This is a genomic window from Dactylosporangium sp. NPDC050588 (genome assembly GCF_040654975.1).
GTDB lineage: Bacteria > Actinomycetota > Actinomycetes > Mycobacteriales > Micromonosporaceae > Dactylosporangium > Dactylosporangium maewongense.
Genome location: NZ_JBFAJA010000043.1, coordinates 24,504 through 35,155, shown reverse-complemented (window position 1 = coordinate 35,155; position 10,652 = coordinate 24,504). Strand labels below are relative to the sequence as shown.

General features: G+C 76.2%; 8 protein-coding genes. 5 read left to right on the top strand and 3 right to left on the bottom strand.

Annotated elements, in window-relative coordinates; genetic code table 11:
- Positions 1-7: 7 nt before the first annotated feature.
- Positions 8-1,030, bottom strand: a complete 1,023-nt coding sequence (locus AB0I21_RS28275; protein ID WP_360565613.1) for an ABC transporter substrate-binding protein — start codon at positions 1,028-1,030, stop codon at positions 8-10.
- A 152-nt stretch (positions 1,031-1,182) separates the two neighbouring features.
- Between AB0I21_RS28275 and panD the strand changes: the two genes are divergently transcribed.
- From panD to AB0I21_RS28255, 4 genes are read left to right on the top strand one after another with little or no spacing between them, the layout of a single operon-like run.
- Complete coding sequence (gene panD, locus AB0I21_RS28270) at positions 1,183-1,638, top strand: aspartate 1-decarboxylase (RefSeq protein WP_360565612.1); 456 nt, start codon at positions 1,183-1,185, stop codon at positions 1,636-1,638.
- Positions 1,639-1,675: 37 nt separating this feature from the next.
- Positions 1,676-2,014 (top strand): hypothetical protein, encoded by a 339-nt coding sequence (locus AB0I21_RS28265; protein ID WP_360565686.1) that lies wholly within the window; start codon positions 1,676-1,678, stop codon positions 2,012-2,014.
- 55 nt (positions 2,015-2,069) lie between these two features.
- Positions 2,070-2,939, top strand: a complete 870-nt coding sequence (locus tag AB0I21_RS28260; RefSeq protein ID WP_360565611.1) for an alpha/beta fold hydrolase — start codon at positions 2,070-2,072, stop codon at positions 2,937-2,939.
- A gap of 32 nt (positions 2,940-2,971) precedes the next feature.
- Positions 2,972-7,726: a HEAT repeat domain-containing protein gene (locus AB0I21_RS28255; RefSeq protein WP_360565610.1), complete on the top strand. Its 4,755-nt coding sequence runs from the start codon at positions 2,972-2,974 to the stop codon at positions 7,724-7,726.
- Positions 7,727-7,828: 102 nt separating this feature from the next.
- Here the strand turns inward: AB0I21_RS28255 and deoC are convergent, their stop codons facing one another.
- On the bottom strand, positions 7,829-8,530 hold the full coding sequence (deoC, locus tag AB0I21_RS28250; protein WP_360565608.1) for a deoxyribose-phosphate aldolase: 702 nt from the start codon (positions 8,528-8,530) through the stop codon (positions 7,829-7,831).
- Positions 8,527-9,276, bottom strand: coding sequence for a GntR family transcriptional regulator (locus tag AB0I21_RS28245; protein WP_360565606.1), 750 nt, complete (start codon positions 9,274-9,276; stop codon positions 8,527-8,529). Before AB0I21_RS28245 ends, deoC begins: the two co-directional genes overlap by 4 nt.
- Positions 9,277-9,400: 124 nt before the next feature.
- Here AB0I21_RS28245 and AB0I21_RS28240 point away from each other — a divergent pair, with 124 nt between their 5' ends.
- Positions 9,401-9,838 carry a hypothetical protein gene (locus AB0I21_RS28240; protein WP_360565604.1) on the top strand — a complete coding sequence of 146 codons (438 nt, stop codon included), beginning with the start codon at positions 9,401-9,403 and terminating at the stop codon, positions 9,836-9,838.
- Positions 9,839-10,652: the final 814 nt, after the last annotated feature.

Sequence of the window (10,652 nt, the reverse complement as noted above, 5' to 3'; positions counted from 1 at the left end):
TCGCGTGTTACGCGGCGGCGAGGTCCGGGACCTTCGTGGCCGGGTCGTTGTCGGCGGCGGCGGCGAGCGCCGGCACCAGGATGTCGAGGGCGAAGAGCAGCGCGTTGGGGCCGCTGTAGGCCAGCGCGCCGGACAGCGGGGTCTCGAACGTCGTGTACAGGGCGCGGTCGGTGGTGACGACCTTCAGCTTGGCGAACACCGGCGAGGCGGTCATCGTGGCCTTGGTGGCGCCGTTGACGAAGAGGATGTCCTTGTCGAGCAGGTCGAGCCGCTCCTCGCTGATCTCGTCCTTCTCGGCCTGCGCGGCGAAGCCGAGCGCGTCGAACAGGGCGCGGCGCGGGTCCTTGGCGGCGATGAGCCAGTGCTGGCCGTTCTCCGGGCCGAAGTCCTCGACGAGCACCTTGCCGGCGAACTCGGGGTGCGCCTTCTTGACCTCGGCGAGCTTCGCGTTCACCTTGTCGACGAGGGCTTTCGCCTCGGCCGACTTGCCGAGCGCTTTGCCGGTGGTCAGTGTCTGTACGTCCCACGGGGTCTGCTCGTCGGCGTAGTCCTTCGACTGCACGACCGTCGGCGCGATCTGCGTGAGCCGGTCGTACGTCTCCTGGTTGACCGTCTCGTAGATGGCGATGATCAGGTCGGGCTTCTCCTTGAGGATGGCCTCGAAGTTGATCTCGGCGGAGAACGTCGGCAGCGTCTTGCCGCCCAGCGCCGACTTGACCCAGGGGTAGGTCGGGTACTCGGTGAACCACTCGCGGGTGCTGACCGGCGTGACGCCCAGGGCGAGCACGAAGTCCTGGTCGTTCCAGCCGACCGTGAGGACCCGCTTCGGCTCGGACTCGATCTTCGTGGAGCCGAACTTGTGCTCGATCGTGACGGGGAACGCGGCCGGCGCGGCGGAGCCGCTGGGCGTCGCGGCGGCGGAGTCCTTCGCGTCGTCACCGCAGGCGGCGAGGCCGGTCACGGCGAGCAGGGCGGCCGCGGCGAGCGCCGTGCGGCGCGACCACGTCCTGGTTCGGGGGGTGCGGGTCATCAATGCTCCTTGGAGAGTTCGGGGTCGCGGCCGCCGCGCCGGAGGGTGGCGCGCCGAGGCAGGAATGTAGGTTAGCATTGCCTAACTTAGGATGGGCTTCCATGTCCGTCCTTTCGGGACCTCCATGCCTGCCCCTCGGAGAGGACGACTCAATGCAGCGCACCCTGCTCGGCGGAAAGATCCACCGCGCCACGGTGACCCAGGCCGACCTGCACTACGTGGGATCGATCACCATCGACAGCGCGTTGCTGGAGGCCGCCGGCCTGGTCGAAGGGGAGCAGGTGCAGGTCGTCGACATCGACACCGGTGCCCGCCTCACCACGTACGTGATCGAGGGCGCCCGCGACAGCGGGGTCATCGGCATCAACGGCGCCGCCGCCCGCCTCGTCTCGCCCGGCGACCTGGTGATCATCATGTCGTTCGAGCTGGTCGAAGCCGCCGAGGTCGCCTCGCACCGCTCCCGCGTCGTCCACGTCGACAGGGCCAACCGCATCGTCGAGCTCGGCACCGACCCGGCCGCGCCCGTCCCCGGCGACCCCGACCAGCGCTCCGGCCGGGACGCCGGCACGGCCGCGCCGGCCCCGGCCGTGCTCGCCGCGAGCCGCTGACGTCATGGCCCCGCCGTGGAGCGACGACGCCTGCACGCTGACGGTGTGCCGCGACTGCTGCTGCGGCAGCACCGACAAGCACCCCGACGTCGACCACGACGCGCAGCTCGCCGCGCTGCGCGCCGGCGCCGGCCGGCACCGCGTCCGCGTCAGTGAGTGCCTCTCGGTCTGCGAACGCTCCAACGTCGTGGTGGTCCAGCCCTCCCGGGCCGCCCGCCGCGGCGGGGCCAGACCCGTCTACCTGGGCGACATCCTCGGCCACGACACCGTCGACGCGGTGAGCGCGTGGCTCACCGCCGGCGGCCCCGGCGTCGCGGAGATGCCGTCCCGGCTGGGCGACCACGTGTTCGACGCCACCTCCTGCGTCGGCTGCTGAACCGGCGTCGCGGCGGGCCTTCCCGAGATCGCGTCTCATCACCGATGCTGAGCCGATGGTCATCGCCCTGGCCCGCCGCGACGACGTCACCATCGCCTACGAGCGGCTCGGCCCGCCCGGCGGCGAACCCCTGCTGCTCATCATGGGACTCGGCATGCAGCTGCTGTCGTGGCCCGACGAGCTGTGCGCCGAGCTCACCGGCCGCGGCTACAGCGTCGTCCGCTTCGACAACCGCGACGCGGGCGAGTCGACGCACTGGTCGCAGGCCGGCAACCCGAGCCTGTTCGACCTGCTGACCCGCCCGCGGGCCGTGGCACCGTACCGCCTGACCGACATGGCGCTGGATGCCGTCGCCGTCCTTGACGCCGTCGGCTGGCCCTCCGCCCACGTCGCCGGCGCCTCCCTCGGCGGCATGATCGCGCAGACCCTCGCCATCGGGCACCCGGACCGCGTGCGGACGCTGACCTCCATCATGTCCACGCCGGCGCCCCAGATCGGCCGCGCGCGGCTCGGCGCCCTCCGCGCCCTCGGCATCCCGCCGGCCACCACCCGCGACGAGGCCGGCGAGCGCATGCTCCAGGTCTTCACCGCCATCGGCTCGCCCGCCTACCCGCGCGACGAGGCGTGGCTGCGCGACGTCGGCCGCCGCGCGTACGACCGCGGCCACGACCCGGCCGGCGCCCGCCGCCAGCTCGCCGCCATCCGCGCCTCCGGCGACCGCCGCCCGGGCCTGGCCACGGTCCGCGTCCCGACGTTGGTCGTGCACGGCGCCGCCGACCCGCTCATCCGCGTGGCCGGCGGGCGCGCCACCGCCGCCGCCGTGCCCGGCGCCCGCCTCGTCGTCCACCCCGGCATGGGCCACGACCTGCCGCGCCCGCTGTGGACGCCGATCCTCGACGAGATCGGCGCCCTCACCGCCGCCTGATTCCGGTTGCGGGCCCGCATAGGATCGGGCCTGTGACCGAGCCGACGGATCCGCACGTCACGGCCGCTGTGGACCGGGGCGACGTGGACTGGCTCGCCGCACACGTCGACGGCACCGCCTGCCCGCCCGCGCTGCCGGCCCGGCTCGCCCGCCACGGAGACCCGTCCCTGCGCCTGCTCGCCGTGCAGTGGCTCGGCGCGCGGCTCATCGGCGGCGACGTCGACGAGGACCTCCTGCGGCTGCTCGGGACCGACGAGGCGCCGGAGGTCGCGCTCGCCACGGCAACGCTCTTCCAGCGGCACGGCCGGCTGCCGCCGTCCGCCTGGCCCCGCTGGCGTGAGCACGGTCCGGTGGCGGTGGTGCGGGTGGCGTGGCTGCGGGCCGAGCTGCTGCACCTGCCGGGCCGCCTGCCCGCCGAACCGCCCGGCGAGCCGCTGCTCCAGGCGGTGGCCGGCCTGGCCTGCGCCGACGCGTCCGACCCGCCGCGGCTGCTCGACGAGCTCACCGGCCGCGACGACCCGGTCCTGCACGACGCCGCGCTCCGGCTGTGCCGGGAAGGGCTGCGCGCCGCGGTGCTCGCCCCCGCCGCCGCCCGCCGGATCCTGGGGCGGCTCCTCGACAGCGGCACACCGGCGGTCGTGGCCGGCGCGCTCACCGAGCTGGCCGAGCCCTGGGCCGCCGTCGACCCCGTCGCCCCGCACCGCCTGCGCGCGCTCCTCGCCCCCACGCCCACCGGTCCCGGCGGTTCGCCGCCGGGCGTCGCCGGCACGGCGGATGTCGCATCGGCGGCGGTGGCGGCCGCGGCGCGGCACGGCCTCCGGGAGCCGCTGCTGGACGCCGCCGCCGACGTCCGGGTGCCGCCCCGGGTCCGGCAGCGCGCGCTCGAAGCGCTCGGCGAGCTGCTCGACCGCGAGCACATTCCCGCCGTCGTCGGTCTCGGCACCACCGATCCGTTGCTGCTGGGCCCGGCCGCGGTCGCCTGCCTCACCACCATGCACCACCGCGGGCTGATCGTCGCCGCCGCCGACGCCGCGGGGGTCGTGGGACTCGCGCTCGCCGACCACGCGATTCCCGCCGGCGACGTCGCGGCGCTGCTGTACACCGCCCGGCACGCCACCCGCGCCGCCCTCCTCGCCGGTCCCGCTGCCGGTCTCGCTGCCGGTTCCGCTGCCGGTTCCGCTACCGGTCCCGCTGCCGGTTCCGTTCCCGGTTCGTCTGACGCGGCTCATGACGGGAGCGGGGCGGCCTGGGCGCGGCGGCTCGACCTGCTGGTGGCCCTCGCACGGCAGGGGGCGCCGGACCTCGACATCGGCGGCGACGTCGCCGCGTTGCTGCCCCATGCGGCCGAGCCGGAGCCGTTCCTGGCCGCGATCCGGGCGCTGCGCCACGCTCCCGCCGAGGACGCCGTGCTCGCCACCCTGCCCCGCGCGCCGGCCGCGGCGCTGCACGCTCTCGAAGCGGTCGGCGGTGACCGTGCCGTCGCCGTGCTGGCCGACGGTCTCGCGCAGGACCTGCCGTTCCTGCGGCCGTGGCGGCACCAGGCGCTCGAACTGTGCTGGCTGCTCCAGCCCGACCCGGCCCGCCGGCACGCGCTGCTGCTGCGGCTCGACCCGGCGGCCCTGCCCGACCGGATCGCCGCCGACCTCGGCCGCCCCGACGAGCGCGAGCTCGCCGTCCTGCGCGCCCGCGCCACCCCCGACCGGCCGCTCCAGGCGCTGATCTGGCTGGCCGGCCACGCCGCCGCCGTGGACGACGTGACCGAGCTGCTGGGCCGGATCGTCGCCGAGCTGGCCCTCGCGTACGACACCCGCGGGAACCCGCCGGACGAGCAGCACCGGCTCCCCGCCGACCTCGCCGCCGTCGACGCGGACCGGGACCGGCCGGCGGCCACGAAGCGGATGCCGGTCGTGCCGCAGGAGGCGCTCGCCGCGCTGCAGGGGCTGGGCCGCCGCCTGTACCGCGACGGCCGCATCCGCCCCGTCTGCCTCCTCGACGCCGCCGACCACGCCACCGGCCCGCCCGACACCGCTGGACGTGTCTCCGGCCCGCCCGACACCGCTGGACGTGTCTCCGGCCCGCTCGATGCCGCTGGACGCGTCACCGGCCCGCACGCCGCCGCTGGGCGCGTCACGGACCTGTTCGACGCGGATGGGCGCGTTGCCGGCCCGCGCGACTCGGCTGGGCGGGTCACGGACCTGTTCGACGCGGATGGGCGCGTTGCCGGCCCGCGCGACTCGGCTGGGCGGGTCACCGGCCTGCGCGACGCCGTTCAGATGGACGACGCCGCCGCCGAGCGGGCCGCGGGGGACGCGTTCGCCGCGAGCGTCGCGCTGGACCTGCTCGACCGGCCGGGGACGCCGCCGACCGAGCTGGCGGTGCTGCTCGAGCTGCTGGAGCGGGCACCGTACGAGCGGACCCGCGCCCGCACCCACCGGTTCCTGCGCCACCGCGACCCGCACGTGCGCAAACACGCCGTCGCGGTCCTCGCCCGCGACGGGATCGAGGCCCTCGCCGCGACGCTGACGCCGCTCACCGCGGCCGGGGACGTGCAGACGGTCCGCCAGGCCCTCATCGCGCTCGGCCGGGCCGGCGCCCGCTGGGCCGGTCACGCCGTCGCCGCCTGCCTCGAACACCCGAACATGAACATCAAGAAGGCCGCGGCAGAGGCGTTGCGCACCACCGGAACCCCCGCCACGGTGCCGCACCTGCTCGGCTGGCTCGGCCGGCACGACAACCCCGGCCTGCGGGCCGCGCTGACCGCCGCGCTGCGGGCGATCCTCGCCGACGCGGCCGACGCGACCGTCATCGCCGCCTTCGAACGTACCGGCGAACTCCCGCTCCTCGAATCCCTCGACGGCGCCCTGACCCCGCGGTCGGTCGCGGCGCTCACCGACCAGGGCTCGCCGGCCGGCCCGGCGCTGCTGCACCTCATCGCCGGCGGCCGGCTGCGGCTGCGGGACGGCGCCGTCGCCTCGCTCGCCGGCCGGATGGCGGCGCACGGCATCACCCAGTCGGCCGCGGCCGCCGTACGTGAGCCGCATCCGGACCTCGTCGCCCTGACCCGCGACGGGTGGCACGCCACGACCGCCCGCCGGGTCGCCGCCGCCGGTGGGGACCTGCCCGAGGCGCTGCTGCCAGGGCTGCGACGGCTGCTGCCCGACTGGCTCAGGCTCGCGGCCGCCGAGCCGGACCTGCGCCCGTCCGTGCTGCGGCTCGTCGTGCGCTGCTGCCCGGCGCCGTGGACGCCCGAGGAGCGGATCGCGTTCGGCCGCGCACGGTCCACTGTGGTCACCGGCGTGGGCGAGCTGTCGCACGCTGCCCGCGACGCCCTCCTCGCCGTCCTCGAGGACCTGGCCCCGCACCTCGGCCCCGCCGCGGCGCTGGACGTGGCGTCCCGGTTGCGGGCCGCGCCGCCCGCGCCCGCCGGCCTCCGCTCGACCCTCGCCACGCTGCGCCGCTGCGGCGCCGTCCTCACCCGCCGCGACGTGGAACGCGCCCTGGCCGACGCCGCGCTCGGCGCCGACCCGTGGCAGGCCGAGCCACGTGTCCTGCGCGAGGCGTTCGGGTTCCCGCAGCAGGGCGAGGCGCTGCGCCAGGGGCCGGCGCCGGGTAACTCGTCCGGCGTTCGGTCGTCCACAGTGGAATCACGGGAGTGCCTCGCGGGCCTGATCGAGGCCTGGCCGGCCACCGCCGCCGACGAACGGCCCACACTGCTCGACCGGATGGTGGCCCTACAGCCCATCGGCGCTCCACTGTGGACTCTCGGCGAGGAGGCCGGCCGCACAGGCTCGGCGCCGCGGACCCCGCACGACGGCGACCTCGACCAGCCCCGCTCGGCCGCCCTGCGCGACCGCCTCCTCACCATGCTCGACCACCCGCGACCCGGCACCACCCAGCGCCTGCGTGCGGCCGAGGCGCTGCGCTCGTGGCCCGAACCGGCCATCCAGCGTCGTCTGCTGCAGATGTACCTGCATCGCGACGCCGACCTGCCGCCCACCCCGGCACTGGCCCGCGCGCTGACCCCCGAGGACCTGGCCGCCGACGCCCCTGTCCCGCGGCTGCACCAGGCGATGCGGCTTACCCTCTGGCTCGTGTCTGCGGACCTGCCGCCGTTCGTCCCGGCCCTGCTCCGGCTGCGCGACCACCCGGACCCGTCCGTCGTGGCTGCCGCCGGCACCGCGCTGCACCGGCTGCCGCGCTCCACGGCCGCCACCCTGCTCGGCGATCCGCCCGCGCCACTGCTGCTGCCGGAGCCGGCCGAGCCCCGCTTGCCGGCCGGGCTGCTGGACCGGCCGTCGGCGACGGTGCGCCCACCGACCCGCGACGAGCTGCTGCACCTCGCGCGCGACGGCGACGCCACGCGGATCCGCGTCGCCCTGGCCGGTTTGGCCGAGACCGGCGACGGGACGGGCCTGGCCGAGCTGCTCGGGGACCTGCTGCGGCACCCCGAGGCGAAGGTCCGCCTGCACGCCCACCGCGTGTCGCGCCAGCTGCTGGACCGGCCCACGTACCTGCGGCACAGCGAGGTCCTCCTCGCCGACCCGCAGCCGGACATCGTGCGCGCCGCGGTCCGCGCGGTCAGTGGCGCCGCCTGGACGCCGGCGATCGGCGCGGTCGTCGGCCTGCTGCTGCACCCCGACCCGACCGTCCGCCGCACCGCCGAGGCCGGGCTGACCCGCTTCGGCCCCGCGGCCGCGCCGGCCCTCACCAAGGCCGCCGCCCGCGCCCGCCCCGACCGCCGGGCCGCGTACACGAAGATCCTGACCGCCGTCACGACGCCCCGATAGCGCGCTTGCCCGTTGCCTGCCCCCGCGGTACAGGACGCTGGCACGACAATTCGAGAGCGCTTGTCGTCGCCTGTCCCACGGTCCCGGCCGACGTCCTACGGCTCAGTAGCCGCTGCCGGTGGACGGCGCGGCCGCCGGCGGCTCCCCGCGCTCGCGGGCGGCGAAGTCGTCGAGGATCGCCTCGGTGACGGTCGCGCCGAAGCGGGTGGCGCCGGCGCGGTGCAGGGTGAGCAGGGTGTCGAGGCTGCGGACCCCGCCGGCCGCCTTGACCTCGACGTGCGGGGAGACGGTGGCGCGCATCAGCTGGATGTCCGCCAGGGTGGCGCCGCCGCCCGCGAACCCGGTGCTGGTCTTCACGAACCCCGCACCGGCCCGCTCCGCGATGCGGCAGCCGGCGACCTTCTGCTCGTCGGTGAGGTACACGTTCTCCAGGATCACCTTGACGACCCGCCCCTGCGCCGCGGCGACCACGGCCGCGATGTCGTCGTGCACGTACGCCTCGTCGCCGCTGCGCAGCCGCCCGATGTGCAGCACCATGTCGATCTCGTCGGCGCCCGCCTCGACCAGCGCCCGCGTCTCCGCGACCTTGACCGTGGTGAGGGTGTCGCCGTGCGGGAACCCCGCCACGGTCCCGACGAGCACGCCCGTCCCGTCCAGCGCCGCCCTGGCGAGGCCGACGTCGGACGGCCGGACGCACACCGAGGCGACCGCCCGGCGCGCCGCGACCTCGCACCCGTGCCGGACGTCGGCGGTGGTCAGCTCGGGCCGCAGCAGCGAGTGGTCGATCATCTTGGCGACGTTCATCGGGACTCTCCTGTTCCGGGTGGCCGCACGTCTGTTCCGGGTGGCCGCACGTCGAACGTGACGCGCAGGTCGTAGCGGGCGCCGACATACCGGCTGACCGTGTGCTCCAGCGGCGCCGAGTGCTGGTCGACGATCAGCCGGGTCTCGACCAGCAGCGGCTCGTCCGCCGGCACGTGCAGCCGCTCGCCGTCGGCGCCGGCCCGCTGCGCCGTCAGCGTCGACGAGCCGAGCGTCGGGCGCAGGCCCAGCCCGTGCAGCGCGTGGTGCAGCGAACCGGCCTCCAGATCGAGGTCGAGCAGGGCGCTCAGGTGCGCGGGGAAGCAGGCGTACTCGACCGCGAGCGGGACGTCGTCGGCGAGCCGTACCCGGGCGATCGACACCACCCGGGGTGCGGCGGAGGTCAGTCCGAGCGCCGCCGCCTCGGCCGCGGAGGCCGCCCGGACCTCGCCCTCCAGCAGGCGCGAGCGCGGGGTGCGCCCCCAGCCGCGCACCTGGTCGTGGAAGCTCATCAGGGTCCCGGCGGCCCGCGGCTCGGGCCGCTGCCGCACGAACGTGCCCCGCCCCTGGATCCGCTCGATGAGCCCGTCGGACTCCAGGGCGTTGAGCGCGGCCCGCACCGTCATCCGGGCGACCCCGAACTCCGTGGCGAGCACCGACTCGGCCGGCACCGTGTCGCCGGGCCGCGCGCCGGCGAGCCGCGCCCGCAACTCCCGCTCGATCCGCACGTACAGTGGCGCCTTGCTCACCAGACCTCCAGGTCCTCTAGACAACCTAGACAGTGCCAGACGCGCAAGGGGAGCGTCAACCCGACCGGGTGATCGACGGTCGATACCGTGGAAGCCCGGGGCGGCCCGTTCCTATGGTGGTCCGATGAGCGCAGCCGGAGCGGCCATGTTGGGTCTGTTCGCCGCGCTCACGCTCGAAGCGCTCGACCTGCTGGCGGCCCGCCGCCGGACCGGGCGGCCGCCGTGGCGCGGGGCGGGGGAGCCGGGCCTTGGGGCGTACGCGGTGTCCGTCGCCGTCCGGTGCCTCGCCGGCGCGGGGCTGGCCGCGTGGCTCGGTGCGTCAGGACAGGCGTCCGGCCCGGGCGGGGCGGTGGCGTCAGGGATCGCGGCACCGCTGCTGCTGACGCAGATCGCCCGGGTCGCCGCGCCGTTCCTGAGTTTCGCCGCTGTCGCCGGTACGACCGCCGCCACACCTTCCGAGACCGCCACGCCGATGCTGAACGGCACCGGACGGGTGTCCCGCCTGCGCGTCAAGCTGCCCGCGGCCCGCAAGAAGACCGGCGACGACCACCATGCGAGTTGAGGCCTTCCTCGCGCGGCTGCTCACCGCGCTGGGACGTCACGACCGATCGGCGCCGGCTGGTGGGCCGGGGCTGGCCGCGCTGAGCCGGGACACGCCCGCCTTCGGCGGCACGGTTCAGGCCGGCGGCAGGCGGCGATGGCCCGCGCCGCGCTATCGGACCGTCCCACCGGACCAGCCCGCCGCCCCGGTCCGCCGTGGCACGCCGCTGTGGCGCGCCCGGACCGCCGACCCGACGCACCCCGATGTCGTCCCATCAGCTCAGCCGGGCTCCTCGGACAACGACCGGCCGGCCCGGACCGCCGTGCCCACAGACCAACCGGGCGCATCAGCCGCCCCGGACCGCACGCCGGCCCGGCGCCGGCGGTCGCTGTGGCGTGGCTGGGCCGACTCGCCCGGTCTGCCCGGCGACCCGGCGGGGCGGGGGACAGACGGGCCGGTGGCGGATCAGCCGGGTGTTCCGGATGGTGAGCCGGCACGTCGTGGGCGGTTACTGTGGCGGGGGCGGGGTGCGTTGCCGGGCGGGCCGGTGGCGGATCAACCGGGCACACCGGGCGGTGAGCCGGCGCGTCGTGGGCGGTCGCTGTGGCGGGGCCGGGTGGACTCGCCTGGTCTCGTGTCTGGTGAGTCGGCGGGGCGGGGTCGCGGCGGGTCGGTGGCGGATCAGCCGGGTGTTCCGGATGGTGAGCCGGCGCGTCGTGGGCGGTCGCTGTGGCGGGGCTGGGTGGACTCGCCTGGTCTCGTGTCTGGTGAGTCGGCGGGGCGGGGTCGCGGCGGGTCGGTGGCGGATCAGCCGGGTGTTCCGGATGGTGAGCCG

What these genes read in the sequence shown, in the direction of transcription:
- AB0I21_RS28275 (WP_360565613.1), bottom strand. Translation starts at nt 1,030, where the DNA reads ATGACCCGCACCCCCCGAACCAGGACGTGGTCGCGCCGCACGGCGCTC.
- panD (WP_360565612.1), top strand. Translation starts at nt 1,183, where the DNA reads ATGCAGCGCACCCTGCTCGGCGGAAAGATCCACCGCGCCACGGTGACC.
- AB0I21_RS28240 (WP_360565604.1), top strand. Translation starts at nt 9,401, where the DNA reads ATGAGCGCAGCCGGAGCGGCCATGTTGGGTCTGTTCGCCGCGCTCACG.
- deoC (WP_360565608.1), bottom strand. Translation starts at nt 8,530, where the DNA reads ATGAACGTCGCCAAGATGATCGACCACTCGCTGCTGCGGCCCGAGCTG.
- AB0I21_RS28260 (WP_360565611.1), top strand. Translation starts at nt 2,070, where the DNA reads ATGGTCATCGCCCTGGCCCGCCGCGACGACGTCACCATCGCCTACGAG.